General features: G+C 56.4%; 17 protein-coding genes. 16 read left to right on the top strand and 1 reads right to left on the bottom strand.

Going from position 1 to position 17966, the window contains the following annotated elements:
• The first annotated feature begins 116 nt into the window (after positions 1-116).
• From FZ041_RS04855 to FZ041_RS04780, 16 genes are all read left to right on the top strand, one after another.
• Positions 117-1229, top strand: coding sequence for an FIST signal transduction protein (locus FZ041_RS04855; RefSeq protein WP_075444860.1), 1113 nt, complete (start codon positions 117-119; stop codon positions 1227-1229).
• 10 nt (positions 1230-1239) lie between these two features.
• Positions 1240-2253 (top strand): methyl-accepting chemotaxis protein, encoded by a 1014-nt coding sequence (locus FZ041_RS04850; RefSeq protein WP_149188739.1) that lies wholly within the window; start codon positions 1240-1242, stop codon positions 2251-2253.
• 216 nt (positions 2254-2469) lie between these two features.
• Positions 2470-2922, top strand: a complete 453-nt coding sequence (locus FZ041_RS04845; RefSeq protein WP_143092172.1) for a hypothetical protein — start codon at positions 2470-2472, stop codon at positions 2920-2922.
• Between the two features lie 65 nt (positions 2923-2987).
• Complete coding sequence (locus tag FZ041_RS04840) at positions 2988-3365, top strand: hypothetical protein (protein WP_149188738.1); 378 nt, start codon at positions 2988-2990, stop codon at positions 3363-3365.
• A gap of 173 nt (positions 3366-3538) precedes the next feature.
• Entirely contained in the window at positions 3539-3994 is a 456-nt protein-coding gene (locus tag FZ041_RS04835; protein WP_075444853.1) for a ribosome maturation factor RimP, read from the top strand.
• 37 nt (positions 3995-4031) lie between these two features.
• Entirely contained in the window at positions 4032-5174 is a 1143-nt protein-coding gene (gene nusA / locus FZ041_RS04830; protein WP_075444851.1) for a transcription termination factor NusA, read from the top strand.
• Between the two features lie 2 nt (positions 5175-5176).
• On the top strand, positions 5177-5467 hold the full coding sequence (gene rnpM / locus FZ041_RS04825; protein WP_304621470.1) for an RNase P modulator RnpM: 291 nt from the start codon (positions 5177-5179) through the stop codon (positions 5465-5467).
• A 2-nt stretch (positions 5468-5469) separates the two neighbouring features.
• Positions 5470-5790 carry a L7Ae/L30e/S12e/Gadd45 family ribosomal protein gene (locus FZ041_RS04820; protein WP_075444847.1) on the top strand — a complete coding sequence of 107 codons (321 nt, stop codon included), beginning with the start codon at positions 5470-5472 and terminating at the stop codon, positions 5788-5790.
• Positions 5791-5809: 19 nt separating this feature from the next.
• Positions 5810-8206, top strand: coding sequence for a translation initiation factor IF-2 (gene infB / locus FZ041_RS04815; RefSeq protein ID WP_149188737.1), 2397 nt, complete (start codon positions 5810-5812; stop codon positions 8204-8206).
• Between the two features lie 34 nt (positions 8207-8240).
• Positions 8241-8621: a 30S ribosome-binding factor RbfA gene (gene rbfA / locus FZ041_RS04810; protein WP_075444843.1), complete on the top strand. Its 381-nt coding sequence runs from the start codon at positions 8241-8243 to the stop codon at positions 8619-8621.
• Positions 8622-8627: 6 nt separating this feature from the next.
• Positions 8628-9578 (top strand): DHH family phosphoesterase, encoded by a 951-nt coding sequence (locus FZ041_RS04805; RefSeq protein ID WP_149188736.1) that lies wholly within the window; start codon positions 8628-8630, stop codon positions 9576-9578.
• A gap of 35 nt (positions 9579-9613) precedes the next feature.
• Positions 9614-10483, top strand: coding sequence for a tRNA pseudouridine(55) synthase TruB (truB, locus tag FZ041_RS04800; RefSeq protein WP_149188769.1), 870 nt, complete (start codon positions 9614-9616; stop codon positions 10481-10483).
• A gap of 134 nt (positions 10484-10617) precedes the next feature.
• Positions 10618-13164, top strand: a complete 2547-nt coding sequence (locus tag FZ041_RS04795; protein ID WP_187626313.1) for a response regulator — start codon at positions 10618-10620, stop codon at positions 13162-13164.
• Between the two features lie 61 nt (positions 13165-13225).
• A complete protein-coding gene (ribF, locus tag FZ041_RS04790) occupies positions 13226-14149 on the top strand; it encodes a riboflavin biosynthesis protein RibF (RefSeq protein ID WP_149188734.1) in 924 nt (307 codons plus the stop codon).
• A 146-nt stretch (positions 14150-14295) separates the two neighbouring features.
• Positions 14296-14571: a 30S ribosomal protein S15 gene (rpsO, locus tag FZ041_RS04785; protein WP_075428091.1), complete on the top strand. Its 276-nt coding sequence runs from the start codon at positions 14296-14298 to the stop codon at positions 14569-14571.
• A 137-nt stretch (positions 14572-14708) separates the two neighbouring features.
• A complete protein-coding gene (locus FZ041_RS04780; protein ID WP_149188733.1) occupies positions 14709-16778 on the top strand; it encodes a polyribonucleotide nucleotidyltransferase in 2070 nt (689 codons plus the stop codon).
• Between the two features lie 166 nt (positions 16779-16944).
• On the opposite strand, the gene FZ041_RS04775 is transcribed toward FZ041_RS04780, so the two are convergent.
• A complete protein-coding gene (locus FZ041_RS04775; RefSeq protein WP_075444826.1) occupies positions 16945-17931 on the bottom strand; it encodes a site-specific integrase in 987 nt (328 codons plus the stop codon).
• Positions 17932-17966: the final 35 nt, after the last annotated feature.

The raw sequence follows: 17966 nt of genomic DNA, 5'->3' as shown, positions 1-17966 counted from the left end.
CATTTCGCATGTATTGTACAATTGACAGGAAAAAACTCGACGTAGTATATTTCAATTAAAGATTGATTAAAACGGACGTAAGTCCTTGCGAAGAGGGAAGAGACAAGGAGAAGAATATGGAGTATAAGATTGGACGCAGTCAGGCCGTGCCGGTGGATGATGCCATCGAGCGGGCGTGTCAGGGCATGACGCAGGCAAAATTCGTTTGGTTCACGACGACAGTGGATGCTTTTGCTGAGACCGCCAGCAAGATGCAGGCGCGGTTCCCGCAGAGCATCGTCATGGGGACGACTTCCATTGCCGCTTTTTCCCAGGCAGGTATCTTCCACGACACGCTGGAAGTCCTGGCGATTGCAAGCGGCATCGAATGCGTAGGCAATGTGCTGGAGGAGGCTGACCGCTGCCCGCTCAAATATGTGGGCCGCGTGCAGGAGGCAGTCCGGAGGCTCGGGACGCACCGCGCCGATGATACGATCTGCCTGACGGCCACCAATGGCTTGATTTCCTGCGAGGAGTCGGTGCTGGCAGTGCTGAACTCGGTGCTGCGCAAGGAGAACATCCCGGTCTTCGGCGGCACTGCTGGTGACCGGGGCCTGGCCGAAAAGACGCTGGTATCGCTGAACGGCAAGGTCTATGACAAGGCCAGCGTGTTCGTGCTGCTCCGCAACCTCGGCGGCAGCATCCATCTCTACCGCGAGAATATCTACAAGCCGATCTGCGAGCCGCTGACGGCCACCGCGGTGGATGCTTTCCATCGCAAGGTCATGGCCTATGATGGCTGCCCGGCATCGGAGATGGAGGCGAAGATGCATGGCCTGTCGGCCTCGCAGATGGACCGCAGCTTCCTCGACAGCAATCCGGTGGGCCGCATCATCGGCAAGGATATGTATATCATCGCCAACGATGACATGGATACAGACCGCCGGACGATGAAATATCATGCGCGCATCTATGAGAACGACCAGATCGTCATGCTGCAGCCGGACGACTATCGTCAGGTCAACCGGGAGACCATACAGAAGATCCAGCGCGAAGTGCCGCATCCGTCGCTGTCGATCATGGTCAACTGCCTGGCGCGCACGCTGCTCTTCGAGAGCGAGGGCTATGCGGATGAATTCTTCCGCAGCATGGGCACGGCACTGGGCAGCTATGTCGGCTGGGGCGGCTATGGCGAGCAGATCTATGAGCAGCATTTCAATCAGACGATGATTGCAGCGGTATTTGAGTAAGGAGCATATCATGGGATTCTTTAATTTCGGAAAAAGCAAAGAGCCGCTGTACAATCAGCGGGCTGCAGAAAAGAAACAGCAGCAGGTGGCAGCGCCGAAGGCCGTGAAGGCCGTGGCACGGACCGCTGCGGCAGCACCGGCAAGACCGGAGCGGGTGGATGAGCAGATCGCCTACGGCATCGATTACCTGGATGAGCGCATGAACGAGCTCACCCAGGCCGAAGCTGGCATTGCAGAATATGTCCACAAGATGAACGAAACCTATGCGGGCATCGGCCAGGTGAACGAGGACTTCGCCTCGCTCAACGACCACTTCAACAGGCTGGAGGACTATGCGCAGAATATCTCCACCATCATGGAGAAGTCGCAGTCGGTAGTCAGCGATGCGGGCGACAGCGTGGGATCGCTGGCGGGCAAGATGCAGGAAATCGAGGGCAAGCTCGATGAGATCACGGCGGTCTTCCAGCAGCTGGAGGAAAAATTCACCAATATCAAGAAGATGTCCGAAGGCATCGAGGGGATTGCTACTCGCACGAACCTCCTGTCGCTCAATGCCTCCATCGAGGCAGCCCGCGCAGGCGAGGCTGGCCGCGGCTTCAGTGTCGTAGCGGAGAATATCCGCGAGCTGGCAGCCTCGACCAAGGGCCTGGTCGAGGGCATCGATACGAATATCAATTCGCTGTATCAGTCCATTGCGGAGCTGAACCAGGCCATCGAGCAGACCCGCCAGAAGACGTCGGAGAATGCCTCCTTTGTCGGCAAGGTGCAGGCCAGCTTTGATGATGTGACCAAGAGCACGGAAAGCGTTGGCGACTACAGCCAGCGCATCGTGGCAGGCATCCACAAGACCAGCAGCATGATGGACTCGGTAGCCGATGGTGCCAGTTCGGTAGGTGGACTGGTCGCTTCGATGCGCCAGAATATCCACGGCCTCAAAGAATTGATGAGCGAGAAGAACGTGATTGCCTGCAGCATGATCGATTTCCTGCGGCAGGTCAAAGTCCTGATGAAGGAACGCCATTGATGACAAGACGATAACGATAGCAGGCAGCGCCCCCTTTTCCTAGGAAAAGGGGGCGCTGTGCGTGCTGTGTATACATTCTTTGGTTATATTGCGAAAATTAGCAAAATAACGTATAATAGGACTAGGGAACTAGGGGGGACAGCTGCCGTATCAGGCGGATCTGGGATCGATAAAGATTCTGCGAATGGAAGACCACTGTGAAAGTGAGGGGTAGTTGTGGAAAAGTTTTATCGATGGCTGTTGTCGACCTCTTGGACTGACCGTCTGCGGGCATATGCGTTCATCGAGAAGGACCTGCGCATGCGCGCCGAATGGGTCCTGGATGATGACAAGTGGGAAGAGATGAAGCTTCTGACTGGTCAGATCATCTCTATCCATTTCAAGCGGTACCCAGCGAAGAACATCATTGAATTCACCGAACGGCTCAAGGATCTCTATGTCATGCTGTTAGGGGCTATGTGGAAAGAGAAAAGTCCGGGGCATTGCGTCAGCATGAAGCTGCTCATGGACATCTACGATGACGATGATATTGCAGCCCGCCAGCAGATCCGCAACCTTTTCGGCCGCCGCGCCTACGATGAGGAGCGCACGGTGCTGGAAAATCTTTTCCATTGCTACGAGTCAATGATGGACGCTGTCCAGAGCCGCTATGTAAATCTGATGGCCTGAAAAGCAGGAGATTGGGCAAAAACAGCGAATACCATGTATTATCAAGTAAACTTGGAGGGATAATCATGGTAAAACGCATTTTAGCAGTAACAGCATTAGCAGTATCCGTGGCTTTTGCCGGCGGTGCATCAGGCACCGCCGGTAATTTTGATGGCATGGCTGTGGCCAGTGCCGCAACTGCCGATGAGCAGTTCACGGGCAATTGGTACGATGCAAAGGGCAACTTTGTCGTCAGCATCCAGCCGGGTGTCATCAACAGCTGCCGGATTGTCCGCACCTATGATGTCAAGGAGGGTACGCCGGGCTCTGGCCATTTTGTCATCCTGGAGGCCAATGGCGAGCATGACCTGTTCATCGAATGGGAGGGCGGCGACTGGCAGAACAACAACTATGTCGAGCCGCATATCACGATTGACCACGGCCAGAAGCTGACGCGCAAATGAGGAGTGGGGACAGGCAGGCTAAGATTTTTTGACCTGTCAAGAAAAATCCCTTTACACAAGCGCTGCTACATGGTATACTAAACAAAGTTAATTTAAGTTATCTTACGTTAAAGAGTGGGTGCAAACCCACTCTTTAATTCTTATGTAGGAAGCAAAATATGGGAGGTGGATGTATGGCAGCAAAGAATATCGAGGCAGCAGTCGAGGAGATCGTCAGCGAACTGCTGGCAGGCCAGGACGTCATCGAACTCGTTGATGTCGAGTATGTCAAGGAGCACACGGATTGGTATTTGCGCGTCTACATCGATAAAGACGGTGGCATTGATATCGAGGATTGTCAGGAACTCAGCGAGAAGCTGGAGGTACAGCTGGATGAGCGGAATGTGATTCCTGACAGCTATATCCTGGAGGTATCGTCCCCAGGCATCGACCGCGTGCTGCGCAAGCCGCGTGATTACGAGCGTGAGCAGGGCAAGAAGGTAGATGTTACCCTTTACGCTCCTATGGATGGCAAGAAAGAATGGACCGGCGTGCTCACTGGTTTTGACGGCAAGGCGGTCACGCTGGATGAGACGACGGTCATCGAGCTTTCCAAGGCGGCACAGATTCGCCTGCATATCGACTTTTAAGGCGGTTGCCTTTATATAAAATTGGGAGGATAAGATTTTGGCAAGAAGAACTACGAAAGCGAAAGCTAGAGACAATGGGCAGGAGTTCCTGGACACCCTGCGCGAGCTGGGCAAGGAGAAAGGCATCGACGAAGAGGTGCTGTTTGAGGCCATCGAGGCTGCGCTGATTTCCGCTTACAAACGCAACTTCAGCTCGGCCCAGAATGTCCGGGTGACGCTTTCACGTGAGACGGGACATTATCACGTATACGCAATCAAGACGGTTGTCGAGGATACCGAGGACGATATCACGGAGATCTCGCTGGCTCAGGCCCGCACGATCCGTCCGGAGTACGAAGTCGGCGATGTCATCGAGATCGAAGTGACGCCGGCCAACTTCGGCCGCATCGCAGCCCAGACGGCAAAACAGGTCGTCGTGCAGCGTATCCGCGAGGCTGAGCGCGGCATCATCTACGAGGAGTTCCAGAGCCGCGAGAGCGATATCCTGACGGGCCTTGTCCAGCGTGTCGAGAACCGCAATGTGTTCATCGACCTGGGCAAGACCGAGGCCGTGCTGACGCCGGCAGAGCAGATCCCGACGGAAGTCTATGAGCACGGCGACCGCATCAAAGCCTACATCGTCGAGGTCAAGAAGACGAACAAGGGCCCGCAGATCGTTGTTTCCCGCACCCATCCGGGCCTTTTGAAGCGCCTCTTCGAGCTTGAGGTGCCGGAGATCCAGGAAGGCATCGTCGAGATCAAGTCGGTGGCCCGTGAGCCGGGCAACCGCTCGAAGATTGCTGTCTGGTCGAAGGACGAGTCCGTCGATCCGGTTGGCTCCTGCGTGGGCCATCGCGGCATGCGCGTACAGGCTATCGTCGACGAGCTCGGCAGCGAGAAGATCGATATCGTCAAATGGAGCGAGGATCCGGCCAAGTTCATCGCCAATGCACTGAGCCCGGCCAAGGTCGTCTCGGTGGCCGTCAACGAAGAGGAGAAGGTTTCCCGCGTTGTCGTTCCGGACTACCAGCTGTCGCTGGCCATCGGCAAGGAAGGCCAGAATGCCCGTCTGGCAGCAAAGCTGACGAGCTGGAAGATCGACATCAAGAGCGAGTCGCAGGCCGCTGAAGAGCAGCTGGACGAGAACATGAACGAGGTCGAGGTCGAGAGCGACGAGTCTTTCACGGCAGAAGGTGAATGAGTTTGAAGACGAGGAAAATTCCCCAGCGGATGTGCCTGGGCTGCCAGGAAAGCCATCCGAAAAAGGAACTGATCCGTATCGTGCGCAGCCCGGAGGGCGAGTATTCGGTGGATACCACCGGCAAGAAAGCCGGCCGCGGCGCGTATATCTGTCCAAAACAGGAATGCTTTGAGGCGGCCCGCAAAAGCCGGGGCCTCGAGCGTTCCTTCAAGAATGCTATCGATCCTGCCGTTTACGAAGCGCTGGCGCAGCAGCTGCAAGCGCTGGCTGCGACGGCGAAGACAGAGGAATGACCATGGCATTTACCAAAGAACAGCGCATCACGAATCTTCTGAGCATGGCCCAGCGGGCTCGCCGGATCGTTTCCGGCGCCTTTGCTGTCGAGCAGGCGATGAAGAAAAAGCAGGCAGTATATCTGCTTGTCGCGGCGGATGCTGCTGATGAATCGAAAAAGACCTATAAAGGTTTAGCTGAGAAATATAAGGTTCCCTATGCAGAAGGGCTGGACCGGGAGATGCTCGGTACCTGCCTCGGCAAGGAATACCGCGCCGCAGCAGCGCTGACGGATGCGGGCTTTGCCAAGAAACTGCACCAGTTGATGGAGGAATCGCTATGATATAATCGGGGGTAGATCGATGTCCAAATACAGAGTTTTTGAATTGGCAAAAGAATTCCACACGGAGAGCAAGGTTGTCCTGGATATCCTGAAGAAGGGCAACTTCAAAGTGGCCAATCATCTGAGCAGCGTCGGCGACGAGGAACGCAGCGCTGTCAAGGCACATTTCGAGAAGAAGGCTGCTCCGGCGAAGAAAGAACAGCCAAGGGCACAGGAAAATCGCGTGGAAAAACAGAACAATTCCCATAACGACCACAATCATCATGGCAGCAATGGCAACCAGCACCATAACAACAATGGCGGCAGCCGTACGGAAAGCAGCCAGAACCGGTCGGCAAATCACAACAACAACGGTGGCAGCAGCCACAACGACCATAACAACAACAATCGTGGCGGACGCAACAACGACCGTAACGAGCGCGGCGGCCGCAATGAGCGCAACGATCGCAACGGCCGTGGCAATGGTGGCCGCAACGACCGCAATAACCGCAACAACAACCGCAATGAACGCAATGACCGCAACAACCGCCGCGGCGGCCGCAACAACAAGCGTGGCGGCCAGCAGCCGCAGGCGCCGAAGGTCGAGATCGCTCGTCCGAAGCACATCAAGCTGCCGGAGAGCATCGCCGTAAAAGACCTGGCATCGAAGATGAGCTACACGGCGGCAGAAGTCGTCAAGAAGCTCTTCATGATGGGTGTCATGGCGACCATCAACCAGGAAATCGACTTCGACACGGCAGCTCTGGTTGCTTCGGAGTTCGGTGTCACCTGTGAGGAACTGCCGCCAGATGTAGACCCGACGGAAATCCCGGAGATCGAGGATGATCCGAAGTCCCTGAAACTCCGTCCGCCGGTCGTCACGGTCATGGGTCACGTTGACCATGGTAAGACGTCGCTTCTCGACTGCATCCGCAATACCCATGTGCAGACGCACGAGGCTGGCGGTATCACGCAGCACATCGGTGCTTATCAGGTCAACTGCTCGGGCAAGAAGATCGTCTTCCTCGATACGCCGGGTCATGAGGCCTTCACGGCTATGCGTGCCCGCGGTGCCCAGATCACGGATATCGCGATCCTCGTAGTCGCTGCTGACGACGGTGTCATGCCGCAGACCATCGAGGCGATCAACCATGCGAAATCCGCTGAGGTTCCTATCATCGTGGCTATCAACAAGATCGACAAGCCGGGCGCTAATCCGGACCACGTCAAGCAGGAGCTCATGGAGCATGGCCTCGTGCCGGAGGAATACGGCGGGGATACCATCATGGTTCCGGTTTCGGCCAAGAAGCAGATGGGTATCGATGACCTGCTGGAAAACGTCCTGCTGGTCGCTGAGGTCGAGGAGCTCAAAGCCAACCCGAACCGCGAGGCCCGCGGTGTCATCATCGAGGCCAAGCTCGACAAGGGCCGCGGCTCGGTGGCAACGGTCCTCGTCCAGAGCGGTACGCTGCGCATCGGCGATTCCATCGTCTGCGGCACGACCTATGGTAAGGTTCGTGCCATGGTCGATGACCGCGGCAACAACGTCAAGAAGGCTGGCCCGTCGGTACCGGTCGAGATCCTCGGTCTCAACGATGTACCGGCTGCTGGTGATATCCTGGCAGTCCTCGAGGAGAAACAGGCCCGCAGCATCGCCGAGGCCCGTGTCGAGCGCGAGCGCAACCAGCTCATGAAGAGCAAGAAGGTTTCCCTCGATGCTCTGTTCCAGCAGATCCAGGAAGGCGAGATCAAGGATCTCAACATCGTGGTCAAGGCTGACGTCCAGGGTTCTGTCGAGGCTCTCTGCGGCTCGCTCTTGAAGCTCAACAAGAACGACGAGGTCCGCGTCTCCATCGTCCACTCCGGTGTCGGTGCTGTCAACGAGTCCGATGTCATGCTGGCTTCGGCAGCCAACGCCATCATCATCGCCTTCAACGTCCGTCCGGATGCCAATGCCCGCAAGGTCGCTGATAACGAGGATGTCGACATCCGCACCTACCGCGTCATCTATGATGCCCTCAACGATGTCAAGGACGCTATGAGCGGCATGCTCAAGCCGAAGTACAAAGAGGTCATCCAGGGCCGCGTCGAGATCCGTCAGGTCATGAAGTTCTCGAAGGCACTCGTTGCTGGTTCCTATGTCCTCGAAGGCAAGATCTGCAACAATTCCAAGATCCGCATCATCCGCGACAACATCGAAGTGTTCGATGGCGAGATCGATTCGCTGCGCCGCTTCAAGGATGAGGTCAAGGAAGTCCGCGAGGGCTACGAGTGCGGTATCTCGATTGTCGATTTCCGCGACTTCAAGGAAGGCGACATCATCGAGGCCTACACGATGGAAGAGATCGCTACGTCGATCGCCGAGGCCAACAAGGCTGCTGCTGAGAAGCGCAAGGCTCAGGCAGAGGCCAAGGCTAGGGCTGAGCAGGAAGATTGATGATTTATCGTTTACATAAAGGAGGCGAATGCCGATGAGTCAGCTTCGGGTAGAAAAGGTCCAGGAGCTTATGAAGCAGGAAATCAGCCAGATCATCCTGCGTGAACTGAAGGATCCGCGCATCGGATTCGTGACGGTCACTTCGGTGGAATGCACGGGTGACCTCCGTGAGGCGAAGATCTACGTGAGCCTCATGGGCAGTGAGCAGCAGGTCAAGGATTGCTGGACGGGGCTTACAAGCAGCCTCGGCTTCATCCGCCGCGAGATCGGCAAACGCATCCGCCTGCGCTTCACGCCGGAGCTTTCCTTTGAGCTGGATAAGTCGCTGGATTACAGCGCCCATATCCAGGAGCTGCTGCTGAAGATCAAGGCAGAAGAGGAAGCTAACGGCAAGCATTCGGATGAGGAGCAATAACAACAGATGAAAATTTCATTGAGGGAAACTGCGGCAGTCCTGTCGGCGGCGCAGAAGGTTGTCATCACGGCCCACACGAATCCCGATGGCGATGCCATCGGCTCATCGCTCGGCTTGATGCACTTCTTGAAGGGCCTGGGCAAGGACGTGCAGGTTCTCATCGATGATGATATCCCGGCAATATTTGATATGTTGCCGGGATATGAGCTTTTAGGGAAGCCGGAGGAAGGGCAGAACATCGCAGCCGACGTCTTGGTGGCGCTGGATGTGAGCCTTGACCGCATCGGCATGGTGAAGGATGTCGTCGATGCTGAAGTCCTCAACATCGACCATCACATCACCAACGATGGCGCGGCGGATAAGCTCTATCTCGATGGAACCTGTGCGGCAACCGCAGAAATAATCTATCAACTGGTGAAGGAGATGAACGGTTCGTTCAGCCGCGACTGTGCCATGTGCCTCTATACGGGTCTGGCAACGGACTCGGGCTGGTTCCGCTACTCCAACACGACACCGGAAACTTTGCGCGCTGGTGCCGAACTTCTGGCAGCTGGTGCCGAGCCGAACCTCATCTCGGAGGGGCTCGAGCGCCGTCCGTATGAAAGCCTCAAAGGCCTGGCGGATGCCCTGCAGCATATGGAGCTATTCCATGATGGCCGCGTGGTCGGCGTATTCCTTGATTTTGCCACGCTGGAGACTATCGGATCGGCCGAAGGGCTGGTCGATATGATCCGCAAGGTCGAGGGGACAGAGCTGGCTGTTGTGCTCAAGGAGAAAGAAAAGGACAGCTGCCGTGTGAGCATGCGCTCGAAGGGACTGGATGTCACGAAAATCGCCACGCAGTTTGGCGGTGGCGGCCATGTGCGCGCGGCGGGCTGCTCGATTGCCAGGCCGTTTGCCGAGGCAAAAGCTGCACTACTGGCAGCTATCGCTGAGGCCATGGAGCCGCAGGCATGACGGAGATGAAGCCGGCAGCGCCGGTCATCCCCGACATTGGCGGGTTTCTCAACGTCCTGAAGCCCCCTGGCATGACTTCGCATGATGTCATCGGTTTTGTGCGGCGCGTGCTGCACGTCAAGCGCGTCGGCCATGCGGGCACGCTCGACCCGGCAGCGGCAGGTGTCCTGCCGGTTGCTGTCGGAGCGTCTACACGTTTGATCGAGTATCTCGAGCTTGCGGATAAGACGTATCGTGCCGAGGTAAAACTCGGCCTGGCAACGGACAGTGGCGACGATACAGGCGAGATCATCGAATCGATGCCAGAGTTCACGCTGCCGGATGCGGAGACAATCGAAGCTGCACTGGCAAGATTCCGCGGCCGTATCACGCAGGTTCCGCCGGCACATTCGGCCATCAAGATTGGCGGCCGCCGGGCCTGCGACCTGCTGCGTGAGGGCAAAAAGGTTGACATGTCATCGCGTGAGGTGACTATCCACCGGCTCGAACTTTTGGCGTGCCGTAAGGATACTTTGCTGATCGATACGGACTGTTCGAAGGGGACGTATATCCGCAGCCTGTGTGCCGATCTTGGCGTAGTCCTTGGCATTCCGGCGACGATGGCCTTTCTCGTGCGCCGCCGTGTCGGCGACTTTGCCTTAGAAGATGCGCTGACCCTTGAGGAGCTCAAGGAAAGGGGAGCCAGCGCCCTGCTGGCTCCGTCAGATTTCCTGAGCCATCTGGAGCGTTACGACCTGAATCCTCTGCGGGAAAAGGCCTTCTGCAATGGCCTTGCCACCGGGGAGCGCCAGCATATACCCCAAAGCGATACGCTCAAGGTCTATGCAAGTGGCAGGTTTATCGGCATCGGCCGGTTTGACCGGTCAAATAAGGAAGTCGTGCCCGTCAAGGTACTCAAACCGTGAATGAAAGCCACGCATCCTGGCAGGATGCGGGGCTTTTTGCGTGGGCAAAAGGATTTTTGCCTTTTTTGTCTAATTTTTCTCATAGAAGGAAAGCATGACAGGAAGAGTTCTATGGCGATAGGATGGGCAGGATCATGGGCAAATTCAAAGATAAGATTGAAAAGAGCAGCGACAGCGTCTTAAATATGCTTGCAAATGAAAATCCCTTTGACGTGCTTTATTCAGCACGCAATTCCGGGAAATGGAAGGTCTGTTATGATGCGCAGGGCAATATCAGCAAAATGTCCTGGAGCGACTCGTTCAAAACAATGCTCGGCTATGCGGACGATGCCGAATTTGCGGAAGTTATGTCCCATTGGACGGAGTATGTTTTGCCGGAGGACAGGGGACGCCTGCTGAAGCATATCGGCAAGGTCGACAAATGCCAGGAACACGAAGCCGTTTTCCATGTTGAATTCCGCATGTGGCGCAGGGACAAGGTGACGCGGTGGTTTCATATCGCTGTGAGCAAGCTCAAGGACAGGGATAGCTATCCCTGGCAGGCCTTGGGGATAATCACGGATGTCACGGAGCAGAAGCGGCTGGAACTGCAGCGCCAGATGTATAAGGTGCTGGCGCAGGAATTCCTGACGACCTATATCATCGATGCTGTGAACCATAAGCTGCGCGTTGTCCGCAACGAGGGCAAGGCTGAAAATGCGAATGCGGAGCTCGCGGCCTTCGATGGCGGCTCCTATGAGGAGTTCATCGAGAAGCTCTGCGATAAGCATATCGTCCCCGAAGACCGTGCCCGGATCAAGCGGGATGTCGCAATCGATTCGCTGATGGATAAGACCCAGTCTGGAAAGCTCTATCAAATCAATTTCATGCTGGTGGATGAATGCGGGAAGCGCTGCTACTATCAAGGGACGTACTCGCGCATCCTCGATGAGAATGGCAACGTAGCCTTTTTCTATGGCTGCCGGGATGTCAGCGAGATTGTCGAGAAGGAGAAGAAAAAGCAGGAGGAGATACAGGAGCGGCGCCGGCAGCTGGCCGAGGCCTATGAGACCCAGGAGGCACAGCTCGAAGAGATCCGCGTGCTCAATGATGAGCTCGAGATAGCCAAGGATGCGGCGAACGCGGCGAACAAGGCCAAGACGGCCTTCCTCTTCAATATGTCCCATGACATCCGCACGCCGATGAATGCCATCATCGGCTTCACGAACCTCATCGAGAAGAACATTGACGATAAGGAACAGGTGCGGGACTATCTGAAAAAGATACAGGCCTCCAATGAGTTCCTGCTCTCCCTCATCAACAATGTGCTCGAAATGGCCCGCATCGAAAGCGGCAAGGCGACAATCGACGAATCCTATGGCAATGCCCGCGAGATCTATCAGGCAATCTGTGCGGTATTCGAGGCGCAGATGAAGGAAAAGAAGCTCACGTTCAACCATACCATCGATGTGGAGCACGAAGACCTGCTGGTGGATTTCACCAAGTTCCGGGAAATCATGCTGAATCTCATCAGCAACGCCTACAAATACACTCCCGAGGGTGGCAGCGTATCGATGGATATCCGGGAAATCCCCTCCCATGAGGAAGGCTATGCGCTCTATCAGGTCACGATAGCCGACACGGGCATCGGCATGCCGGAAGATTTCCTGCCACATCTCTACGAGGCCTTCTCGCGGGAGAAGACGACAACCCAGAGCGGCATCATGGGCACAGGCCTTGGCATGCTGATCGTCAAGGAGCTGGTAGACCTGCTCGGCGGTACCATCAAGGTCACGAGCAAGCTCGGCGCCGGGACGACCTTTGTCGTGACGTTCCCGTTCCGCATCACCGAAAAGATCATGATCCATACCGGCAAAAAGGAAAACGCCGTGCGGGATTATACGAAATTCCAGGGGCTGCGGATCCTGCTGGCCGAGGACAATGAGCTCAATGCGGAAATCGCGGTGGCGATCCTGACCGAAAAAGGATTTGTGGTTGATTATGCCGAAGATGGCGTAGAAGCGGTGGATAAGGTGGAGCATTCAAAGCCCGGGGACTATGATCTGATACTCATGGATATCCAGATGCCGCGGATGAATGGCTATGAGGCAACGCGGACGATCCGCAAGCTCAAGGAGCCCTATAAGTCAGGGATCCCTGTCATCGCGATGACGGCCAATGCCTTTGATGAGGACAAGCACCGGGCTGTCCTGGCGGGCATGAACGACCATGTGGCCAAACCCTTTGAGGTGGACAAGCTGTACGATACCATTGAGATGGTGCTGCTCGATCCCAACCGCTATGTCCATAATGACGCCCTGGAGGCCTTCCGGGAAAAGTACCAGAAGCTTGGCTGCCTATGCGGGTTCTTTGTCTATCGGGCGGGGTTTGATGAGCAGATCATCTATGCCGATTCCGACACGGCAGCGATCTTTGGCTGCGCGACGACGGTGGAGTTCATGCAGTTTGTCGGCGGCTCCTTCAAGACGATGGTACATGTTGAGGATGTTTTTGCCGTACAGCAGGCCATCGAAGAGCAGCAGAGCAAATCGCAGGATAACATGGACTACATCGACTATGACATCGTCCGCAAGGACGGGGCCATCCGGCACGTGGCGGATGTAGGGTATAAGGTGTTCAACGGGACAGAGTATGTCTATTACGTCTATATCGCCGATGTCACTGAGCTGGACATGGACTGACAGAACGGGATAAGTGTAGTATAATAAGTTGGTGCAAATATTTAGTAAAAGGTGATAGTCCATGAGAGTTTTCTCGAAGCTGGCAGCTTTGAGCAGAGAATACAAGAATATTGTCGTGGCCCTGGGCATGTTTGACGGCGTGCATATCGGCCATCAGAGCATTGTCCGGCGGGCTGTGGAGCTCGCTCGGGAGATCGACGGCACGGCCGTGGTCTTCACGTTCAGCAATCATCCGCTGGCCGTCGTCGCGCCTCAGGCACTGCCCAAGCAGATCGGCAACAATCTGCTGCGCGAGCGGCGCCTGGCGGAGCTGGGGGTCGATGTGCTCGTCTCGATTCCGTTCACGAAGGAGTTTGCCAGCAAGAGCCCGAAGGCCTTCCTCGAGCTCCTGCAGCAGCTCTTTGCGCCGCGCTATGTGGTCACAGGGCCGAACTACACGTTTGGCAGCAAGGGCAGGGGCACCCAGCGCCAGCTGCTGCGGGAAGGCCCTGCCTACGGCTTCCAGGCCGAGGTCTGCCAGGCCGTGCTGCGCGATGGCCGCGCAGTCAGCAGCACCCGCATCCGGGCCCTGGTTGACAAGGGGGCACTGCAGGAGGTCAACGACTTCCTGGGCTATCCCTTCACGGTGGTCGGCCGCGTCATCCATGGCGACCGGCGCGGACGCACGCTGGGCTTCCCAACGGCGAATCTTGCCATTCCCGACGAGCGCGTGATGCTGCCCAATGGCGTCTATGCCTGTGATGTCATCCATGCAGGCAGGCATTATGCCGGCCTTGCCAATATCGGCGACAATCCGACCTTCGAAGGCTGCAACCGACGTCTGGAGGTCAATATCCAGGACTTTTGCCAGGATATCTACGATCAGGTCATCGAGGTGCGGTTCCTGGCCAAGCTGCGCGAGCAGCAGAAATTCGCGGGCAAGGAGGAGCTCATCGCGCAGATGCATCGCGACCGCGAGAATGCGCGCCGCTACTGGCGGGGATAATTGCATTTTTCCATTTACAAGCGGCTGCATTCTATGCTATACTATCAAAGGTAATTTTTACCGCTGACCTCAGCTCAGCCTGCGAAGTACTCCGACGCACGCTTAGCTGATGGCTGAAAATCTTATTTTACAGGAGGAGTTTTCACATGTTGACTCAGGAAGCAAAACAGGAAATCATGCAGAAGTATGCCGTTCACGAGGGTGACACGGGTTCGCCGGAAGTACAGATCGCTGTTCTGACGGCTCGCATCCAGTACCTCACGGAGCATCTGAAGGAGCACAAGAAGGATCATCATTCCCGTCGTGGCCTGCTCAAGATGGTTGGTCATCGCCGCCGTCTCCTCAGCTACCTCTACAAGACGGACATCGAGCGTTATCGTTCCATCATCGCTAAGCTCGGCATCCGCGCTACGATTGGCTAATCGTCAGACGATTCCTGACAAAAAAGCGGGTTTAATCCCGCTTTTTTTACTTTGGAAAAGGATATTTTTCCAATACGTCGAAATGGATACAGTATATTGGAATAAACGACATACGCTATACTAGGAGGAAATGATTCATGCAGAGTTTCGAGATGGAACTGGGGGGCCGCAAGCTCATCATTGAGAACGGCAAGATGGCCAAACAGGCAAATGGTGCGGCACTGGTTCGCTATGGCGATACGGTCGTGCTCGTCACGGCTACGGCATCTGCCGAGCCGCGCGAGGGCGTTGACTTTTTCCCGCTGACGGTAGACTATGAGGAAAAGATGTATGCAGCAGGCAAGATTCCCGGCGGCTTCATCAAACGCGAGGGCCGTCCGTCGAGCGACGCGATCCTCTGCGCACGCCTGATCGACCGTCCAATCCGTCCGCTGTTCCCGAAGGGCTTCCGCAACGACGTGCAGATTGTCGCGACGGTGCTGTCGGTGGAGCAGGACAATGCACCGGAGCTCGCAGCTATGATCGGTGCTTCGGCAGCCCTGACGGTTTCGGATATCCCGTTCATGGGCCCGATTGCCGGTGTCCGTGTCGGCCGTGTCAACGATGAATTCGTTATCAACCCGACGGAAGAGCAGCGCAAGGTTTCGACGCTGAACCTGACCGTTGCCGGCTCGAAGGATGCCGTCATGATGGTCGAGGCTGGTGCCAACGAGCTGCCCGAGGAAGTCATCCTCGACGCTATCCTCTATGGCCATAAGGAAATCCAGCGCATCGTTGCTTGGCAGGAAGAGATCCAGCAGGCTTGCGGCAAGGAGAAACGCGAAGTCAAGCTGTTTACGGTTCCCGAGGAACTGGAGAAGGCCATCAGCGACTACGCCAAAGACCGTCTCGACGAAGCAACCCGCAATCCGGACAAGCTCGACCGCGATGCCCATATCGCAGACATCAACGCCGATGTCATGGAGCATTTCCTCGTGGACTATCCGGACATGGACAAAGAGATCGCCATGGCTCTGCATGACCTCGAGAAATCCATCGTCCGCCATATGATTACCCATGAGAAAATCCGTCCGGACGGCCGTGAGGTCGAGGAAGTCCGCCCGGTAAGCTGCGAAGTCGGCCTGCTGCCGCGCACCCATGGCTCGGGTCTCTTCACCCGTGGCCAGACCCAGGTGCTCACGGTCACGACGCTCGGCTCGCTCGGCGATGAGCAGATCATCGATGGCCTCGGACCGGAGACGAAGAAACACTACATCCATCACTATAACTTCCCTGGCTACTCGGTCGGTGAGGCTAAGCCAATCCGCAGCCCGGGCCGCCGCGAGATCGGCCATGGTGCCCTGGCTGAGCGCGCTCTCGTGCCGGTCATTCCTTCCATTGAGGAATTCCCGTACACGATCCGCCTCGTATCGGAGATCCTCGAGTCCAACGGCTCGAGCTCCATGGGCTCGGTCTGCGGCTCGACCTTGTCGCTGATGAATGCCGGCGTACCCATCAAACGTCCGGTTTCCGGCGTCGCTATGGGCCTCGTCAAAGAGGGCGATGCCTATACGATCCTCACGGATATCCAGGGCATGGAAGATGCGCTCGGCGATATGGACTTCAAGGTCGCTGGTACGACGGAAGGTGTCACGGCTATCCAGATGGATATCAAGGTTGCCGGCATCGACCGCAACATCCTCTCGTCGGCCCTGCAGCAGGCAAAGCGCGGTCGTGCCTTCATCCTCGGCAAGATGCTCGAGTGCATCGCCGAGCCGGCTGCTGACCTCTCGCCTTATGCACCGCGCGTGGAGACCATCAAGATCAAAGTCGACAAGATCCGCGACGTCATCGGTACGGGCGGCAAAGTTGTCAAGAAAATCATCGATGAGACTGGTGTTGAAATCGACATCCACGAAGACGGCAATATCTTTATCTCCTCCGTTGATGCGGAAGGCATGAAGAAGGCCAAGCAGATGATTGAAGACATCGTTCGTGAAGTCGAAGTCGGCGAAGTCTACACGGGCAAAGTAACGCGCCTGATGAAATTCGGTGCCTTCGTCGAAGTGCTGCCGGGCAAGGAAGGTCTCTGCCACATCTCCCAGCTTTCGAGCCGCCGCGTCGAGAAAGTCGAAGACGTGGTCCAGATCGGCGACCAGCTCCAGGTCAAGGTCGTCGAAATCGACGACAAGGGCCGCGTAAACCTCAGCCACAAGGCTTGCCTCTAAGACAATAGAATATAAAACTCCGCAGGTTCTACTCGAATCTGCGGAGTTTTTGTTTTGGAAGAAGTTGAAATAGGCTTTATTGTTGTTTAGCTTTGCTTTGTACTCAAGCTATATTTGATAATCGGAAAACTCATTGGTGACACTATATGTATATACAACGTAAAGATTATTTGTTATACATGCGGTTGAGCGGGTTTTCCTTGAAGATGTTGCCCTGTTCGATGTAGCGGTGGACCATCTTTTCGGATTTGTGGCGGGTCTGGCGCATGATGGAGAGGGCGTCGACGTCGTGCTGGGCGGCGCTGGTGGCGAAGCCGCGGCGCAGGCTGTGGCCGGCGAATTGCTTCTCGTCGAGTCCGGCCAGCTTGGCGTACTTTTTGACGATGAGGGCCACGGATTTATCGGAGAGCTGCGTGTTGCGCAGGCTGTGTGCCTTGGTGAAGGGCCGGAACAGCGGGCCTGTGTGGATCTGGGCGGCATCGAGCCAGGCCTTGAGGGCCCGCACGGCACAGATTTCTTCATCGGGGGCGTAGGGGATGGCGATGGTGGAGCCGCGGCCGTATTGGTCGCCCTTGGACTGGGGCACGAAAATCATGAGGCCCTGGGGCGTGAAGGTCAGCTCCTCGACCTGGATGCGCACGAGCTCCGAGCGGCGGAAGGCGCCGGCAAAGCCGAGGAAGATCAGCGCGCGGTCGCGCAGGGAGACAAGGTCGTTAGCCTCAAAGCAGTCTGCCAGCAGGTAGAGGGTCTCCATGAGGATGGGGGATTTGCCGCGCTGGAAGGTGCCCTTCTCGCGGCGGATGGCAGCCATGGCGGCCCGCACGATGCCGTCCTTGGCGGGATTGTTCTTGCCGCCGTAGCCAGCCGCGATATGGTTCTCGGATATGGCAGTGACGCGGCGGGAGACGGTGTTGGCCTTGGCGTCATCCGCCAGGTCGTTGATGTAGTTGACGATGGTCTCGGGCAGGGCGGGCAGGTCGCGCTCGCCCTGGTGCTGGCACCAGTCGGAAAAGTCGCTCCAGTCCGAGGAGTAGGCCTTCAAGGTGTTGTCGGCCTTGGATTTCTCGAGACGCCGCTTGGCCTTGGCCGAGAGGCGCTGATTGCTTTCGATGCGCTGGTTTTTGACCAGCATGAAATTATCTTTGGGTTTCATAGTTCATCCGTCTTTCTGCAAATATTAACTCTATT

Origin of the sequence: Pseudoselenomonas caprae, from assembly GCF_008271345.1 — a bacterium.
Taxonomy (GTDB): Bacteria; Bacillota; Negativicutes; order Selenomonadales; family Selenomonadaceae; genus Selenomonas_A; species Selenomonas_A caprae.
The sequence above is the reverse complement of the archived record's forward strand: the minus strand, read 5'-3'. Positions and strand labels throughout refer to the sequence as shown.